Source organism: Streptomyces sp. NPDC039609 (assembly GCF_055596705.1).
This window is the reverse complement of the sequence record NZ_JBVIUJ010000007.1, coordinates 382,136-398,640: the sequence shown is the minus strand read 5'-3', so window position 1 is coordinate 398,640 and position 16,505 is coordinate 382,136. Positions and strand designations below refer to the sequence as shown.

Sequence of the window (16,505 nt, the reverse complement as noted above, 5' to 3'; positions counted from 1 at the left end):
GCCGCACGAGGGAGCCCGGCGGCCACGGCCGTGACGACGGCATGGCCGGTTCCGGTCCGGGGGCGGCTGTGGCGAGGTCGATGCAGGTGTCGGCGAGGAGGAGTGCCGCCGCGGCGGCTTTCGTCGCGCGGTGACGGGCGCCCGCGCGCGACAACCGGCTGCCGGTTGTGAGCAGCGCCGTGGTCTCCAGGGCGTCGAGGGTGGCCCGGGCAGCGACCTCGGCCGGCGGCAAAGTGCCGGCGAGGTGGACGAGCCAGGGCAGCAGGGCGCGGCCCCCGCCGGTGAGGATGCGGCTGAGGCGGACAGAGCCGCGGGGACCGCCCGTCGTAGGGCGACGCGGGGGCTCGTGGACGAGATGTCGATCAAGCGGCTCTACCCTGGAACGGCATCGGGCGCCGACAGCGGAGTACGGCGACGAATGCTCTGTCAGGTTGGCTTGCCTGTCAGGTTGGCTTGCCGTCGAAAGGCTGGGTCTCAGGTGCTGGTCGCGGACCGATATCGGCTCCACTCGTGTGTCGGGCGTGGCGGCATGGGCGAGGTGTGGCAGGCCACCGACGAGGTGCTCGGGCGGGCCGTGGCCGTGAAGTTGATGCTGGGTCATGGGACCGACCCCTCGGCGGCCGACCGGTTCCGGCTGGAGGCGCAGACGGCGGCGCGGCTGAGTCATCCGCATGTGGTCGGCGTCTTCGACTTCGGCACGTGGGACGGAAAGCTGTTCCTCGTCATGGAGTTGGTCGAAGGGGAGAGCCTCGCCGGAAACCCTGGGACCCCGCTCGTGCTGCCCGCGGAGCGGGTGGCCCACGTCGCCGCTCACGCCGCCGCCGGGCTGGCCGCCGCGCACCGGGAAGGGGTCGTGCACCGGGACATCAAGCCCGGGAACCTGCTGCTCGACGGCGACGGGACCGTGAAGCTCGCGGACTTCGGCATCGCCCGCTTCGTCGATGATCCCTCCGCCGGGCTCACCACCACGGGGCAGATCGTCGGCACCGGTCTCTACCTCGCCCCCGAGCGGGCCCTCGGCCGGCCCGCGTCGCCGGCGTCGGACGTGTACTCGCTCGGCTGTGTGCTGTACCAACTCCTCACCGGACGGCCTCCGTTCCAGGGCGACACCGCGACCGCCCTGCTGTACCAGCACATCGACACGCCGCCCGCGCCGCCCCGGCAGCTCGGAGTGGGGTTGCCGGCCGCGTTCGAGGAGTACCTCCTCACGCTGCTGGCCAAGGAGCCCGAGCAGAGACCCCCTGCCCAGGCGATCGCGGACTGGTTCTCCTCGGGCGCCTGGCGCGGTCACCCTCAACCGCATCCCCAGCTCCAGCCTCAGCAGCCCCAGCCACAGCAGCGCCACCCTCAGCCGCACCAGCACCACCAGCAGGGCCGCCACCAGCAGCCCCGTCACACGCCGTCGCAGCCGCCGTCAGCACCGCACTCACGGCCCCGGCCCCGGCCCCGGTCTCAGGCTGCCGTCTCCGCTCCGCGACGACAGGCGCGCCGCAACGAGGGCGGTCTTGCCGCCCTCTCCCGGCGCCGTCCCAGGAAGACCGCAGCCGTGGCCGGCGGCATAGCCTTCGTGGTGTTCCTGCTCATCGGCATGGCCTGGCTGTCCTAGACGCCGACGCGGGCGCCCGTGCGAGTTGAACAGCGTGCAAGACAGTCGGATACGCTGAGCCCATGCCGCGTGAGACCTTGACCCGGGACCAGATCGTCCGAGCCGCCGTCGAGCTCCTCGACAGCGAGGGCATCGACGGCCTGAGCATGCGTAAGCTCGGCCAGCGGCTGGGTTCGGCGGCGACGGCCATGTACTGGCACGTCGGCAGCAAGGAGAGCCTGATCATGCTCGCGGCCGACGCGGCGTGGAGCGAGCTGACGTTCCTCGACCCGGCCGAGCTCGGCTGGCGCGCCGCCGCCCGCGCGCTGGTCCACGACACGTACGCGCTGGGCAAGCGCCACCCGTGGCTCATCCCGGCCATCAGCTCGCACTTCGTCTACGGTCACGGCATGGCCCGCTTCCAGGACCACTCGTGCGCGATCTACCAGGCGGCCGGCTTCAAGGGCTGGGAGCTCGACTGGGCCGTGAACTCCGCCTTTACCTTCGTGGCCGGCACCCTGCTCGTCGACGCGACCGAGGCCACGATCGCCACCGCCCAGGCGCCCCGGGGCAAGGGCGACGAGGGGAAGCCGGCGCAGAGCGTCACCGAATGGGCGTACGGGATCGCGTCCCAGTACCCCCGGCTGCGCGCGCGCATGGAGGAGCAGCGGGGCGTCGACCCCACCACAATGGCGGGCGAGAAGTTCGAGTTCGGCGTCGAGGCCATCCTCGACGGCCTCGAAGCCCGGCTCCGCAACACTGCGCGCGACACCGCCTGAGCCCCGGAGTCGGCGATGGGTCGCGTCCGTCTGCCTGACGTCGACACCGCCTGACCCCGGGAGCGTCCACCTTGCCCCCCGGCACCGCCTGAACCCAGGGCCGCCCGCCCCGGACCCCGGCACCGCCTGAACCCAGGGCCGCCCGCCCCGGACCCCAACCCCACCAGAGCCCGGGAGCCACCCCCCGGACCCCAACCCCACCAGAGCCCGGGAGCCGCCCGCCCCGGACCCCGAACGGGGTCCGTCGGGTGGCCCGGTGGCTCCCGTTCCGGTCCCCTGGGGACATGCACCCCCTCCAGACAGCCGCCGAGGCGGCGGCCACCGTCCCCGCCGATGTCGTCTCCGACTCCGGCCCGTCCGCCCTCGCCCTCGGCCTCGGCGCCGCCGCACTCGCCGGCGCCATCGGCACCGCCGTCGTCCGCAGCCGTCTGTCGAAGACGATCAGCGGATCGAACCGGCAGACGCCCCCGGCGGGATCGCCGTCGGACGCCCCCCGCGGCTGACCACCGCGTGCGCGAGCCCTGCCCATTCCGACCGGCGTGACGGACAATGACCGCCATGGAGTTCGCCGTGTTCGTGACGCTGCCGGGGCTGGTCATCCTGCTCACCGTGGTCGCCTTCGCCGACCAGATCCTGCGCGCGACCGGGCGCGGCCGCCGGAGCGGCCAGGTCTCCTCGACCGGCTTCGAACAGCTGCACGCCACCTTCTCGCAGGGCAAGCAGAACGAGCTCAAGGAGCGCCAGAGCGCGCTCGTGCTGCGCGACGACGAGGAGGACGGCGCTCCGCCGCACCGCTCCACGGTGGACCTGGCCGGCGGTCGCGCGGTGATCCGCGTCAGCGGGGGCGGGACGCCTTGAGCGAGTACATCAGCGGGATCCGCGGCCGGTCGGCCGAGAAGCGGTAGTACCCGTCGTCCTGCCGCTGGAGCGTCTCGTACCGGGAGTAGAGCGAGACGTCGTGCTCGTGGAGGAACTCGATGCGCAGCCCCGCCTTGGCGACGGCCGTGACGACCTCGCCGACCGGGTGCACCCACTCCACGCTCCGGTTGTGGACGGTGGCGGCCTCCATGTCCGCGTACGTGCCGGGGCTGGAATCCACCCAGGGTTCGCGGACGAAGTAGTCGTTGACGATCCGGCTCCCCGTCTCGTCGTCGAGGGAGTCGGTGAGCGGATGGAACTCGGCGACGTACAGGAATCCGCCCGGGGCGACGAGCGAGGCGGCGGTCTCGGCCCAGCGCTCGATGTCGGGGAGCCAGTTCAGCGCCCCTGTTCCGGTGTAGACGACGTCGTACGAGGAGTCCGGGACGGCCTCGGCGGCGTCGTACGCGTCGGCGGCGACGAACGCGGCCCGGTCCGTGGAGAAGCCGAGGTCCGTGGCGAGCGAGCGGGCCGTCTCGATGGCGGGCTCGGAGAAGTCCAGGCCGACGACGTGCGAGGCGCCGTGCCGGGCCCAGGACAGGGTGTCCAGGCCGATGTGGCACTGGAGGTGGAGGAGGGAACGGCCGGTGACGTCGCCGACCTCCGCGAGCTCGAAGTCGCGCAGCACCTCCTTGCCGGCCCGGAACGCGTCGAGATCGTAGTAGGCGCTGGCGGCGTGGATCGGGACACGTTCGTCCCAGCGGGCGCGGTTGGCCGCAAGCCAGTCGTCAGGCGTCGGTGCGTACATGCCCGGGAGGTTATCCACAGGTTGCGGACGATGCGAACGGATTGTCGGCGGATCGGAGCATCATGGGGCCATGACTGAGAGCAATGAGACGGCGGACCGACCGGGCGAGATCGCGGACGGCTCGGGCCCGTCACCGGAGATCCCGGTGTGGGAGCAGCGGTTCCGTGCGCCGCGTGTGTCCCTGCCCGAGTGGGCCGAGCAGGCACCGGACCGTTCGCTGTTCGTGTCCAATGCGACGGGGACGTACGAGCTGTACGCCTGGGACCGGGCGACGGGCGCGCAACGACAGGTGACGGACCGGCCGAACGGGACGACGGACGGCACGCTGTCCCCGGACGGGCAGTGGATCTGGTGGTTCTCGGACACGGACGGGGACGAGTTCGGGGTGTGGATGCGCCAGCCCTTCGGGGGCGGCGCGGACGAGCCCGCGGTGCCCGGGCTCGCGGCCTCCTATCCGGCGGGTCTCGCGATCGGCCGCGACGGCACGGTCGTCGTCGGCCGCTCGACGGACGAGGGGGGTTCGACGGTCCATCTCGTACGCGGGGGCGCGGCACCCCTGGAGATCTACCGGCACCGGGAGTCGGCCGGGGTGGGCGACCTCTCGCACGACGGCTCGCTGATCGCGATCGAGCACACCGAGCACGGCGACGCGATGCACTCGGCCCTGCGGGTGTTGCGCGCCGATGACTCCTCGGTGGTGGCCGAGCTGGACGACTCCAAGGGCGGCACGGAGGAGCTGGGCCTCGCGGTGCTGGGCTTCGCGCCGGTGGACGGCGACACCCGGCTGCTCGTCGGTCATCAGCGGCGGGGGCGCTGGGAGCCGCTGCTGTGGGACGTGGCGACGGGCCGGGAGACCGATCTCCGGCTCGATCTCCCGGGAGATGTGTCGGCGGAGTGGTACGAGGACGGCACGGGTCTGCTGATCGTGCACAGCTTCGAGGCGCGCAGCGAGCTGTGGCGGTACGACATCGCGACGGGCGCGCTGGTACGGGTGGAGACCCCGGCCGGTTCGGTGTCGGAGGCCACGACCCGCCCCGACGGCACCGTGGAGTATCTGTGGTCCTCGGCGGCGCAGCCGCCGGTGGTGCGCTCGACGGACGGCGGGATCGTGCTGGACCCGCCGGGTGCGAAGGCGCCGGGTTCGGTGCCGGTGGAGGACGTGTGGGTGGAGGGGCCCGGCGGCCGGATCCACGCGCTCGTGCAGCGGCCGACCGAGGGCGAAGGTCCGTTCCCCACGATCTTCGAGGTGCACGGCGGGCCGGCCTGGCACGACAGCGACGCCTTCGCCTCCGGCCCGGCGGCCTGGCTCGACCACGGCTACGCGGTGGTCCGGGTCAACTACCGCGGCTCGACGGGCTACGGCCGGGAGTGGACGGACGCGCTCAAGCACCGGGTCGGCCTGATCGAGCTGGAGGACGTCGCCGCGGTCCGCGAGTGGGCGGTCGCCTCCGGTCTCGCCGATCCGGCGAAGCTGGTCCTGTCGGGCGGCTCGTGGGGCGGGTATCTGACGCTGCTCGGGCTCGGCACTCAGCCGGACGTCTGGGCGGTGGGGCTCGCGGCCGTCCCGGTCGCGGACTACGTGACGGCGTACGAGGACGAGATGGAGGCCCTGAAGGCGCTGGACCGGACGCTGTTCGGCGGTTCGCCGGAGGAGGTGCCGGAGCGGTTCGAGGTCTCGTCCCCGCTGACGTACGTCGACAAGGTCACTGCTCCGGTCTACATCTCGGCGGGCGTGAACGACCCGCGCTGCCCGATCCGGCAGATCGACAACTACGTGGACAGGCTGGCGGCGCGGTCCGCGGTGCACGAGGTGTACAGGTACGACGCGGGGCACGGCTCGCTGGTGGTGGAGGAGCGGATCAAGCAGGTCCGTCTGGAGCTGGCCTTCGCCGCGCGCCACCTGGGGACCCGCCCGGTCGGGGGGTGAGGCGGCTGCGTACCGTGGAGGGGTGTACCGGTTCCTGAAAACGCCCCGCTGGTGGGGGATCAACGTCTTCGTCCTGATGGCGATCCCGTTCTGCCTGTTCATGGGGACCTGGCAGATGGGCAAGTTCGAGGACCGCGTCGACTCGCACCAGGAGGCGGAGCGCGCCCCGGACCCGGGCACCCTGAGGACCGAGCCGCTGGACGACCTGCTGCCGGTGGACAAGGAGACGTCCGGCCGGCACGCGCAGGCGAGCGGCCGGTACGGGGAGCAGTTCCTGGTACCGGACCGTGAGCTGGACGGCCGACGCGGCAGCTATGTGCTGACGATGCTGAAGACGGGCGGCGGCAAGTCGCTGCCGGTGGTACGGGGCTGGCTGCCGACCGGCGCGAAGGTGCCGGCCCCGCCGTCCGGCGAGGTCACCGTGGTGGGCGCCCTCCAGGCGTCCGAGAACGCGGGGACCAAGGGCGTCCACGCGGCGGGCGGGCTCCCCGAGGGCCAGCTCGGCATGATCAGCGCGAGCGCGCTGATCAACCTGGTCACCGACGAGGTCTACGACGCGTGGATCACGGTCGTGGACTCCCCGGCCGGGCTGACGCCGGTCCCGGCGGCCGCCGCGGCGGGCACGTCGCTGGACCTGAAGGCGTTCCAGAACCTCGGTTACACGGCGGAGTGGTTCGTCTTCGCGGGCTTCGTGGTCTTCATGTGGTTCCGCCTCCTGCGCCGCGAGACGGAGGCCCAGCGGGACGAGGCGCTGGGGCTCTAGCCCCACCGGCTCCCCTCGCCCGGCCCCGGGCCGGCTCACGCTCGCCCGGCCCCGGGTCGGCTCCGCACGTCATGCGCCCGGCCGGCCCAGCTCGCGAGGCGCCCGGGTCCCGGGCGCCGACTCCCGGGTCCCGGGCGCCGACTCCCGGGTCCCGAGCGCCGGCTGCCTGGCCCCGGGGCCTCGGCGCCGGATGACTGGCGCCTGGCCCTGGGTGCATGGACGCCCAGGCCCCCGGAATCCTGGCTCCCGACAGGACGCCCTCAGGAGTCGGCCCCAGAGCGCCCAGGGGCGCCTCCGTGGGCTCTAGGAAGCGTCGAGGACGCCGGTGCGGTAGATCGTGCCCGCGCAGGCGTTCGGGATCGTCGTGGCCGCCTGCGGGCCGCCCGGCTCCGCGGTGTGGCTGACCGCGACGCTGCCGTCCACGGTCCCCTCCGTGCCGAGCTGAGTCGCCGCGCCGTCGGTTTCCGCCCCGTTGCCGGTCGACCCCGTGGCCCCCGCCGACGTACCGCCCGCGCCGTCCGTCGTCGTACTCGGGTCCGGTGAGGGATTGACGGTCGGGCAGGTCTCCGAGGGGACCCAGGCGAATTTCACCTCGTACGCGTTGTCCGGCTTGAGGACCAGCGTGGGCGCCTCCTGCGAGGGGTCGGGAAGGCCGCTCGCCGCGTCGCCGGGCGCGTGCGCCACGACCGAGATCTTGGAGCCGTCCGCCGCCCCCAGGGCCTGGAAGCCGACGCTACCGCCGCCGCTCACCACACACTCCTTGCCGGAGACGTTGGCGATGCGGAAGGTGCCGTAGACCTTGCCCTCGGCGTCCGGACCGCCCGCCTGTGCCGAACTGACGCCCAGCTGTCCGGCCTCGCACACCGGTGAGGAGGAGTCCGGCAGGGAGTCCTCAGGTGCCTTCGAACCCGTGCCCGTGCCGCCCGACTTCCCGGCCTCGGACTGTTCGGGCGTGCCCGCCCCCTCGGCCGCGCCCTGGCTCGGGCTCGCGGCGCCGGTCGGCGTGCCGGCGGTCTGCTGGCCGCCCTCGACGCCGGTCTCGGAGCCGGTGCCGCCCTGGGCCTGCTCGCCGTGGCCGGCGTTCACGGCCTGGTCGGCGGTGATGCCACCCGAGTTGGCGACGTGCACGAAGGCGGGGACGGCCGTGCCGATCAGCACCGCGGCCGCGGCGAAGCCGACGATGGCCTGGCGCTTGCGGGTGCGCCGCACGGGAACCGCACGACGCAGGTGGTCCAGTGCGCCCTCGGAGGGGTTGAGATCCGCCACGGCGCCGTGGAGCAGACGCCGGAGCGCCAGCTCGTCGCCTGCGAAGGAGGCGTCGCCCCCGAAGAGGTCGGCGACCCGCTCGTCGCCGTTCACGCCGTCGCCGGACCCACCGTCGCCGAGCACGCCGCTGCCGGAGGCCGCGTCATCCGACGCCCAGTCACCGAAGGCCCCGCTGCCGGACGCCCTGCCATCGGACGCCCAGCTACCGAAGGCCCTGCTGTCGGACGCCCTGTCGTGGGACACCTCGCTGTCGGACACCCCGCTGCCGGAAGCCCTGTCACCAGGCACGCCACCAGAGGCCGCCCCACCGTCGGACGCCGCACTGCCGGCCGCCCCACCGTCGAAGGCCTCGTTGTCCGGCCCGTCGTTCACAGTGCCGTGCCCCATGTCGTCGCGACGCTCGTCGGGCAGCCCGCTCGTCGCATCCGGGCCCTTGTCGTCCGGGCCCTTGCCTTCGGAGCTCATGCCGTCGCCTCCATCGCGACGCGCAGCGCCGCGATGCCACGCGAGCCGTACGCCTTCACCGACCCCAGGGATATGCCGAGCGTCTCGGCGACCTGTGCCTCCGTCATGTCCGCGAAGTACCGGAGCACCAGTACCTCACGCTGTCGCCGCTGCAGCCCTCGCATCGCCTTGATGAGCGCGTCCCGCTCCAGCTGGTCGTACGCGCCCTCCTCCGCGCTCGCCATGTCCGGCATCGGCTTGGACAGCAGCTTGAGTCCGAGGATGCGGCGGCGCAGCGCGGAACGGGACAGATTGACGACGGTCTGGCGCAGATACGCCAGCGTCTTCTCGGGGTCCCGGACCCGGTTGCGGGCGGAGTGGACGCGGATGAACGCCTCCTGGACGACGTCCTCGCAGGAGGCCGTGTCGTCGAGGAGCAGCGCGGCGAGGCCGAGGAGCGAACGGTAGTGCGCTCGATACGTCTCGGTCAGGTGATCGACGGTGGTGCCCGCGGCCACGATGCCTTCAGCGCTCTCGCGCGGCGAGGGGATGCCGATCACACCGGACGTCCGGGTTCCGGTGGGCACGGGAGCGATCACCGGCATGCCGCCGGCCGGACGCGGGCGCCTGAGCGGGCGCGCCGCCGTGCCGCGTACGGGGACCGCGAGCCCGCCCCGCAAGGGGACGACTGCCGCGCCTCGGAGCGGGACGACCGCTGTGATGTCGAGTACCTCTGCCACGCCTGTTGGACACGCTTCCCCCCGTCAGGGTTGTACGAGTACGCCACCGTTTTTGACGGTGAGCCACTTGTCATCATGCGTACCCGATCTTCCCCAATGCCCCGTTTTGACAGCACCTCATGCGATACACCACCAGAGCGCACGCAGAGACGCGGCCCACCCAACTACCGGTTGCGGCAAGCGGGAAGAGCATCGTCGAACATGCCGTCACCCCAGTTCAAGGGGCATCCGTCGCCGACTTGCTCACAGGGTGTTCACAGATGCTACAAACTCGAACGATCCTGTGTCGCCGATTTCCGGACACTCGGGGACGCTCAGGGGCGCTCGCGATCATCCAGATGGTCTGGACCATTGGGACGCTCCGGGCGAATGATCGACTCCGCGATCTGTACGGCGTTCAGCGCCGCGCCCTTGCGGAGGTTGTCGCCGCAGACGAAGAACTCGAGCGCGCGCTCGTCGTCCATCGATCGGCGCACCCGCCCCACCCAGACCGGATCCGTGCCCACGACGTCGGCGGGCGTGGGGAAATCGCCCGAGGCCGGATCGTCGTAGAGGACCACACCCGGCGACGTCGCCAGGATCTCGTGCGCCCGCGCGACGCTCACCGGCTGCTCGAACCGCGCGTGGACGGAGACGGAGTGCGCGGTCACGACCGGGACGCGCACGCACGTGGCCGCCACCGGAAGCCCGGGCAGGTCGAGGATCTTGCGCGTCTCCTCGCGGATCCGCAGCTCCTCGGAGGACCAGCCGTCCTCCCCCAGGGACCCGGACCACGGCAGCACATTGAGCGCGACCGGACCGGGGAAGGGCCCGGTGTCGTCACCGACAGCCCGCCGTACGTCGCCGGGATGGTTGCCCAGATCGGTCCCGGCCACCAGCGACAGCTGCTCGCGCAGGGCGGCCACGCCAGCCTGCCCGCCCCCACTCGCGGCCTGCTGGGCGGTCACCACCAGCTCACCGATCCCGAACTCGGCGTGCAGGGCGCCCACGGCGACGATCAGCGCCAGCGTGGAGCAGCCCGGGCTCGCCACGATGCCCCGGGGCCGTACCCGTACGGCGTGGGGGTTGATCTCCGGGACCACCAGCGGCACGTCCGGGTCCGCCCGGAACGCGACGGAGGTGTCCACGACCACCGCGCCCTTGGCTGCGGCGATCGGCGCCCACCGCGCCGCGATGTCCTCGGGCACGAGGAAGAGCGCGAGGTCGACGCCCTCCAGGACGTCCTCGCTCAACGCGAGTACCTCGACCTCCTCCCCGCGCACGGCCAGCTTGCGGCCGGCCGAACGCGGGGAGGCGACGAGTCGGATCTCGCCCCAGACGTCTGCGTGCTGCGACAGGAGCTGGAGCATCACCGCACCGACGGCCCCGGTCGCTCCCACGACCGCGAGCGTCGGCTTGGCGGTCATCGGTTCGTCACCGGCCGGTGCCGCCGTAGACGACGGCCTCGTCCGAGTCGCTGTCGAGCCCGAACGCGGTGTGGACGGCCGTCACGGCCTCGTTCACATCGTCCGCACGGGTGACAACCGAGATCCGGATCTCGGAGGTCGAGATCAGCTCGATGTTCACACCGGCGTCGGACAGCGCCTGGAAGAACGACGCGGTGACGCCCGGATTCGTCTTCATACCCGCGCCGACCAGGGAGATCTTGCCGATCTGGTCGTCGTAGCGCAGCGAGTCGAAGCCGATCGCGCCCTTCGCCTTGTCCAGGGCGTCCATGGCCTTGCGGCCCTCGGCCTTGGGAAGCGTGAAGGAGATGTCCGTCAGACCGGTGGAGGCGGCGGACACGTTCTGCACGATCATGTCGATGTTGATCTCGGCGTCCGCGACGGCCCGGAAGATGGCCGCGGCCTCGCCCGGCTTGTCCGGCACACCGACGACGGTGATCTTCGCCTCGGAGGTGTCGTGGGCGACGCCCGAGATGATGGCCTGCTCCACCTTGCGGTCCCCTTGCGGCTCGTTGCTGACCCAGGTGCCCTGCAGCCCCGAGAAGGACGAGCGGACGTGGATCGGGATGTTGTATCGGCGTGCGTACTCGACGCACCGGTGCAGCAGCACCTTGGAGCCGGAGGCGGCGAGCTCCAGCATGTCCTCGAAGGAGATCCAGTCGATCTTCTTCGCCTTCTTCACCACGCGCGGGTCGGCCGTGAACACACCGTCGACGTCGGTGTAGATCTCGCAGACCTCGGCGTCGAGCGCGGCGGCCAGCGCGACGGCCGTCGTGTCGGACCCGCCACGCCCCAGCGTGGTGATGTCCTTCTTGTCCTGGGACACGCCCTGGAAGCCGGCCACGATCGCGATGTTGCCCTCGTCGAGGGCGGTACGGATCCGGCCGGGCGTGACATCGATGATGCGCGCTTTGTTGTGGACCGAGTCGGTGATGACACCGGCCTGGCTGCCCGTGAACGACTGGGCCTCGTGGCCCAGGTTTTTGATCGCCATGGCCAGCAGGGCCATGGAGATCCGCTCTCCGGCGGTCAGCAGCATGTCGAACTCACGCCCGGCAGGGATCGGGGATACCTGCTCGGCGAGATCGATCAACTCGTCCGTCGTGTCGCCCATCGCGGAAACCACGACGACCACCTGGTGGCCGTTCTTCTTGGCATCCACGATCCGCTTGGCGACGCGCTTGATGCCTTCGGCATCGGCAACGGAGGAGCCTCCGTACTTCTGCACGACAAGGCCCACGTGCGCTCCTCGCTCAGTCTCTGCCGCAGTCATCACTGCGGTCGGCTCAGTTTAACGAGCGGCCCGGAATCGCCGACCGTATATCAGATCCTGAGATGTCCCGCTCAGGAAGTGATCTCGGCCGAACGCCCGGGCCGCCCATGGAACACCGTCTGCCCGGGAGGGCCGTGGGTACGCGGGGTTGTGGGCGGCCTCACATGTGGAGGTCGCCCGGCGGGGCGGTCAGCCTGGTGGCCGGACGTGCCGGAGGTGGGCGGTGAAGGGGTGGTCGTCCCCCAGGAACCGGACGCTGTCGTCCACGATCCGCCCGAACTCCGCCGCCGCCCGCTCGCCCTGCCCGACCACCTCGTACAGCCACACCAGATTGAGCCGCGAGGTCAGCGTGTCCGGATGCCCGGGCCCGAACTGCGCCCGTCGCTCCTCCAGGGTGCGCTCGTTCAGGGCGATCGCCCGCTCCGGGCGCCCGTCCGCCTGGCAGGCGACGGCCAGGTCGTTCATCGCCCACAAGGTGTCACGGTGGCCGGGCCCCAGCAGCCGCTCGAGCCCGGCGACCGCGCCCTCCAGAAGCGCGATCGCTCGCCGCGTCTCGCCCAGACGGCGCAGGGTGACCGCGAGGCGGCTGCGGGCCCGGTGTGTCTCGGGGCGCTCCTCGCCGAGGGCCAGCTCGAGATCGGCGACGGCCCGCTCCTGCAGTTCGGCGGAGTCGAACAGCGCCCCTTCCCTAGCCCAGGCCTCGGCGATGCCCTCCCGGCCACAGGCCGTCAGCCAGTGATCCGTGCCGTGCAGCCGCTCCCGGCATTCGACGATCCGGTCGAACAGCTCCACGGCAGCCAGGGAGTCCCCCTGGTACAGCAGGAACCAGCCCGCGCGGCCCAGCAGCTCCGCCGTGCCCTCGGTGTCCTCCCCTACCGGGACATGCTGGGCGTACGTCTCGATGTGCGGGAGCAGCTCGCGCCAGGTCCCCCACTCCGCCGCGCTCCCGCTCTCCACCGGCGCCGCGAGGCCCAGCGTCGCCTCGGCGACGCGCCGGGCCGCTTCGATGTCCTCCGCCCGCCGGTGCGGATCGCTCCCGTGCGGTGTGCGCGCCACGGCCTGCACGAGCCGGTGCACGGACACGGCACCGTCCTCGTGCAGCGTGATCATGCTGTGTGAGGCGAGCCGGCCGAGCGCCCGCCGGACGGCGAAGGGTGTGGCGATCCGGTCGAGGAGGACGCGGGGGATCCGGTCCGGCCCCCACCAGGCGAGGGCCCGCAGGATCGTCCCGGTGAGCGGGTCGGCCGCCGCGAGGCGGTCGAGGGTCAGCCGCCAGGTCCAGGCGACGGCCTGCCCGCCGTCGACGCCACCCTCGACGGGAATCTCGTACAACTCCCCCGGGTACTGCGCGAGTTGCTCCAGGTACTCGACAGCGGACGTACGGGTCTCCGCGCAGTACGCGGCCGCCTGTGCCACGGCGAGCGGCAGCTGCCCCAGCGTCGCGCACAGGGAGTACGCCCCGGACGTGTCGCGCGGCCCTGCGTGCGTGAGGATCCGGGTGAACATCTCGACGGACTCGCTCCGGTCCGGCACGTCCAGCGTGAGGACCCTTGCGATCCCGTACCAGCCACCGGCCTGCCGGGTGGTGATCAGGACCTTCCCACGGCCGACGCGGGCCAGCAGGGGCTCGACGTCGGCGGGTTCGGAGACGTTGTCGAGGACGAGCAGCCAGGTGTCGCGGGAGGACAGCCACTGCAACGCCCGCTCGCGCAGCGCCTCCTGGGTCAGTACGTCGATGAGGGCGGGTTGCATGGCGGCGGCGAGGCCGGCGAGCCCGGCATCCAGCTCGGACCGGTTCTCCGCGGTGATCCACCAGACGAGGTCGTGGTCCTCGGTCCTCCCGGACACCCAGCGTGCGGCGAGCGTGGACTTGCCGACACCGCCGAGCCCGCAGACGACCAGGACGTCGAACCGCTCGTCGAGGAGCGCGATCTCGCGCTGCCTGCCGACGAAGTGGGCATGGCGCCGGGGCACGTTCACCAGTCTGTCCGGGTACGCGGCCGAGACCAGCGCCTCGGGCGGCAGCAGGACCGCCCGCTCCACCTGGGTGACGTGGTCCCCGGTCGTGACCCGCCCGATGTTCCCGCCGGCGGCGACCGACCGGTCTCCGGAGGCTTCGGCGCCGCTCACGCGTCGCCCGTCGACACGCTCCCGATGTCTCCACCTGCGGCGACGGACCGGTCCCCGGACGCGGTGACGGACCCGGGGGCGGGGGCGGTTCCAGGAGCGGGAGCGGGGGTCGGCGCAGGGGCCGGTGCGGGGCTCGTACCGCTGCCCGTCGACACGGACCCGATGCTGCCCCCCGCCGCGACGGCGCCCGCGCCCGAAGCGGTCACGCCCGACGCCACCGGCTCCCGTCGCCCGAACTGTCCCCAGAGGGAGAGCCCGAGACCGACCGCGGCCAGGACGGCCCCGACGACACTCGCGATCTGGTCGGCCTTCCCGAGGTCGCCGACGGCGACCGCGATCAGCGCGCCGACCCCGACGACCCCGACGCCGACACCGGCCCACAGCAAAGTACTTGACCGCCTCTGGGACTGCGACTGCGTTGCCATGCCCCCATGATGGCAGCGCGGATGCGCTGCCGTGCGGGCCTCAGGACATCACCTGCCGCACGAGCTTCGACACCGTGCACTCCCCGAGCACCCGCAGGCAGTCCGCCAGCAGTTCGGCCCCCAGGACACGACCACGGTCCTCCTGGCCGCCCTCGTTGAGCACCTGGATGACGAGAATGCGCGACAGGAACGTACGCGAGGAGGCATCACCGTAGCGGTGCCGGGACTGCTCGACCACCTCCTCCGCGAGGACGAGCGCGCGCTCCGTCTCCCCGGCGGCCGAGAGCGCCAGGGTCAGGGCGCGCTTGAGCGCAGCGCACAGGACGGGATCCTCCGGCGACGCGCGCTCGGCTTCCGCGGCGAGTTCCTCGATCGCCGCCACTTCGATGTCCGGTCCGAAGCGGGCTCCGAGCAGTTCATGCCGTGCCTCGATCGTCCGGGGATGCGCGGACCCCAGGAGACGAAGGCACTGCGCGACGTTCTCGGTGAGCAGTTCCTCCGCTCGCTTCGGTTCGCGGTCCTGCAGGACTCGGGCCAGGTGACTGCGGGCTTCCAAGGTGGCCGGATCGTCGGGCCCGAGGACCCGCAGCCGGTCCGCGAGGTTGCCCGTCAGGAGGTCGATCGCCCGTCTCTGGCCGTCCATGCCCGCGGCGAGGGCGAGGTTCTGCGCCGCGTCCAGCGTGTCCGGATGGTCCGGGCCATGGATCCGACGCAGGGAGTTCACCGCCCGCTCGCAGAGCGGCAGGGCCCGGCTCACGGCCGTGTCCATGCCGAAGAGCGCCCCGGCCAACCGGAACAGCCCGGCCGCCGTCTCGTCGTCCTCCGACTGATCGGTGTGCCCGGCCAACGCCTCCGCGTGGACGGCCACCTGTCGGCCCGGGCCGGCCACCACGTGCGCCGCACCCTTGAAGAGCAGATGCATGGCGACCTTGCGTGCCGTAGCTGTCAGCGCCGCCTCCTCCGGCTCCGCCCGGACCACCGCCTGCACCAGCCGGTGGACGGCCAGCTCCCCGTCCCGCAGCGTGATCATGCTGTGCGCGGCCAGCCGCCGTACCGCCTCCGTGACCTCCAGAGGCGTCCCCAGCGGCTCAAGGAGCCAACGCGGGATCCCCTCCGGCGCCCACCAGGCGATGATCCGGAGCACGATGACGGCTTGCGGGGTGCCCTCCAGCCGGTCCAGGGTCACCTGCCAGACCCGGGCCATCGTGCGCGCCGCCTCGCCGCCCTCCGCCGTCGCCGCGAACATCTCGGCCGGATACGCGGCGAGCAGCTCCAGGTACGTACGCGGGGTGATGCCGGCCTCCGCGCAGTACGCGGCCGCCTGCTTCAGCGCGAGCGGGAGGTACCCCAACTCCTCACAGAGCGCGTCGAGTCCGTCGTCGACCTCGCACACCCCCGTGAAAAGCTCGGCCGCCTCCCCCGGCCCCAGGACATCCAGCGCCACCGTCCGCGCGATGTCCTGCCAGCCCGTCGCCCGTCGCGAGGTGACCAGGATCCGGCCACCGCCCGCCCGGGCGAGCAGCGGGCGGAGGTCGGCCGGGTCGGAGACGTTGTCGAGGACGAGCAGCCACCCCTCGTGGGTCGCCAGCCACTGCAACGCCCGCTCGCGCAGCGCGTCTTCGGGCAGTACGCCCACCACCGAAGGCTGCATCGCCCGCGCCAGTTCGGCGAGGCCCGCGTCGAGTCCGGCCGGGGTCCCGGCCGTGATCCACCAGACCACCGTGTGGTCGGCCACCCGGCCCGCCGCCCAACGTGCCGCCAACGTCGATTTACCTATGCCACCCAACCCGCAGATGACATGGATTCCCTTGCCCTCGTCCAGCAAGGCGAGTTCGCGCTCGCGGCCCACGAACAACCGCGTGCGCTCCGGGAGATGGACCAGTCCCGCCGGGGAGACGGTCAGTGCCTCCGGCGGCAGCAGCGTCGCGCGCTCGACCTGGGTGACGAAATCACCCGTGTTGACGTGCCCGATGCCCCCGCCGGCCGCGACCGACCGCTCACCGGACGCCTCGGTCCCGCCCCCCGCTCCCCCAGTCATCCGTCCATGATGGCAGGGGCACGG

At 72.3% G+C, this 16,505-nt stretch carries 14 protein-coding genes; 6 read left to right on the top strand and 8 right to left on the bottom strand.

The window, feature by feature from the left end; all coding sequences use genetic code 11:
* Positions 1-529 precede the first annotated feature (529 nt).
* The 4 genes from ACZ561_RS23040 (at position 530) to ACZ561_RS23025 (ending at position 3,222) form a co-directional block, all read left to right on the top strand.
* Positions 530-1,606 (top strand): serine/threonine-protein kinase, encoded by a 1,077-nt coding sequence (locus ACZ561_RS23040; RefSeq protein ID WP_470998072.1) that lies wholly within the window; start codon positions 530-532, stop codon positions 1,604-1,606.
* A gap of 62 nt (positions 1,607-1,668) precedes the next feature.
* The gene (locus ACZ561_RS23035) at positions 1,669-2,364 is read left to right on the top strand and encodes a TetR/AcrR family transcriptional regulator (protein ID WP_470998067.1); all 696 of its coding nucleotides are present in this window, start codon (positions 1,669-1,671) and stop codon (positions 2,362-2,364) included.
* Between the two features lie 284 nt (positions 2,365-2,648).
* Positions 2,649-2,867, top strand: coding sequence for a hypothetical protein (locus ACZ561_RS23030; RefSeq protein ID WP_470998063.1), 219 nt, complete (start codon positions 2,649-2,651; stop codon positions 2,865-2,867).
* Positions 2,868-2,922: 55 nt separating this feature from the next.
* Positions 2,923-3,222, top strand: coding sequence for a DUF6191 domain-containing protein (locus ACZ561_RS23025; protein ID WP_329118920.1), 300 nt, complete (start codon positions 2,923-2,925; stop codon positions 3,220-3,222).
* Here ACZ561_RS23025 and ACZ561_RS23020 read toward each other — a convergent pair.
* Entirely contained in the window at positions 3,200-4,030 is an 831-nt protein-coding gene (locus ACZ561_RS23020; protein WP_470998054.1) for a class I SAM-dependent methyltransferase, read from the bottom strand. The two genes, ACZ561_RS23025 and ACZ561_RS23020, sit on opposite strands and share 23 nt — an antisense overlap.
* A gap of 70 nt (positions 4,031-4,100) precedes the next feature.
* On the opposite strand from ACZ561_RS23020, the gene ACZ561_RS23015 reads away from it, so the two are divergent.
* Together ACZ561_RS23015 and ACZ561_RS23010 are read left to right on the top strand one after the other, a co-directional pair.
* Complete coding sequence (locus ACZ561_RS23015) at positions 4,101-5,957, top strand: S9 family peptidase (protein WP_470998051.1); 1,857 nt, start codon at positions 4,101-4,103, stop codon at positions 5,955-5,957.
* A gap of 22 nt (positions 5,958-5,979) precedes the next feature.
* Complete coding sequence (locus ACZ561_RS23010) at positions 5,980-6,720, top strand: SURF1 family protein (RefSeq protein ID WP_470998047.1); 741 nt, start codon at positions 5,980-5,982, stop codon at positions 6,718-6,720.
* A 303-nt stretch (positions 6,721-7,023) separates the two neighbouring features.
* Here ACZ561_RS23010 and ACZ561_RS23005 read toward each other — a convergent pair whose 3' ends face one another.
* From ACZ561_RS23005 to ACZ561_RS22975, 7 genes are all read right to left on the bottom strand, one after another.
* A complete protein-coding gene (locus tag ACZ561_RS23005) occupies positions 7,024-8,451 on the bottom strand; it encodes a hypothetical protein (protein WP_470998044.1) in 1,428 nt (475 codons plus the stop codon).
* Positions 8,448-9,035: a SigE family RNA polymerase sigma factor gene (locus ACZ561_RS23000; protein ID WP_376434958.1), complete on the bottom strand. Its 588-nt coding sequence runs from the start codon at positions 9,033-9,035 to the stop codon at positions 8,448-8,450. Before ACZ561_RS23000 ends, ACZ561_RS23005 begins: the two co-directional genes overlap by 4 nt.
* Before the next feature lie 449 nt (positions 9,036-9,484).
* The gene (locus ACZ561_RS22995; protein WP_470998041.1) at positions 9,485-10,576 is read right to left on the bottom strand and encodes an aspartate-semialdehyde dehydrogenase; all 1,092 of its coding nucleotides are present in this window, start codon (positions 10,574-10,576) and stop codon (positions 9,485-9,487) included.
* Positions 10,577-10,583: 7 nt separating this feature from the next.
* Positions 10,584-11,855, bottom strand: a complete 1,272-nt coding sequence (locus tag ACZ561_RS22990) for an aspartate kinase (RefSeq protein WP_329118906.1) — start codon at positions 11,853-11,855, stop codon at positions 10,584-10,586.
* Between the two features lie 222 nt (positions 11,856-12,077).
* A complete protein-coding gene (locus ACZ561_RS22985) occupies positions 12,078-14,018 on the bottom strand; it encodes a tetratricopeptide repeat protein (protein WP_470998037.1) in 1,941 nt (646 codons plus the stop codon).
* On the bottom strand, positions 14,015-14,443 hold the full coding sequence (locus ACZ561_RS22980) for a hypothetical protein (protein ID WP_470998035.1): 429 nt from the start codon (positions 14,441-14,443) through the stop codon (positions 14,015-14,017). The genes ACZ561_RS22985 and ACZ561_RS22980 overlap by 4 nt, the downstream gene beginning before the upstream one ends.
* A 40-nt stretch (positions 14,444-14,483) precedes the next feature.
* Positions 14,484-16,481 (bottom strand): tetratricopeptide repeat protein, encoded by a 1,998-nt coding sequence (locus ACZ561_RS22975; RefSeq protein WP_470998032.1) that lies wholly within the window; start codon positions 16,479-16,481, stop codon positions 14,484-14,486.
* Positions 16,482-16,505: the final 24 nt, after the last annotated feature.

What these genes read in the sequence shown, in the direction of transcription:
- ACZ561_RS23040 (WP_470998072.1), top strand. Translation starts at nt 530, where the DNA reads ATGGGCGAGGTGTGGCAGGCCACCGACGAGGTGCTCGGGCGGGCCGTG.
- ACZ561_RS23035 (WP_470998067.1), top strand. Translation starts at nt 1,669, where the DNA reads ATGCCGCGTGAGACCTTGACCCGGGACCAGATCGTCCGAGCCGCCGTC.
- ACZ561_RS23030 (WP_470998063.1), top strand. Translation starts at nt 2,649, where the DNA reads ATGCACCCCCTCCAGACAGCCGCCGAGGCGGCGGCCACCGTCCCCGCC.
- ACZ561_RS23025 (WP_329118920.1), top strand. Translation starts at nt 2,923, where the DNA reads ATGGAGTTCGCCGTGTTCGTGACGCTGCCGGGGCTGGTCATCCTGCTC.
- ACZ561_RS23020 (WP_470998054.1), bottom strand. Translation starts at nt 4,030, where the DNA reads ATGTACGCACCGACGCCTGACGACTGGCTTGCGGCCAACCGCGCCCGC.
- ACZ561_RS23015 (WP_470998051.1), top strand. Translation starts at nt 4,101, where the DNA reads ATGACTGAGAGCAATGAGACGGCGGACCGACCGGGCGAGATCGCGGAC.
- ACZ561_RS23005 (WP_470998044.1), bottom strand. Translation starts at nt 8,451, where the DNA reads ATGAGCTCCGAAGGCAAGGGCCCGGACGACAAGGGCCCGGATGCGACG.
- ACZ561_RS23000 (WP_376434958.1), bottom strand. Translation starts at nt 9,035, where the DNA reads ATGCCGGTGATCGCTCCCGTGCCCACCGGAACCCGGACGTCCGGTGTG.
- ACZ561_RS22995 (WP_470998041.1), bottom strand. Translation starts at nt 10,576, where the DNA reads ATGACCGCCAAGCCGACGCTCGCGGTCGTGGGAGCGACCGGGGCCGTC.
- ACZ561_RS22980 (WP_470998035.1), bottom strand. Translation starts at nt 14,443, where the DNA reads ATGGCAACGCAGTCGCAGTCCCAGAGGCGGTCAAGTACTTTGCTGTGG.
- ACZ561_RS22975 (WP_470998032.1), bottom strand. Translation starts at nt 16,481, where the DNA reads ATGACTGGGGGAGCGGGGGGCGGGACCGAGGCGTCCGGTGAGCGGTCG.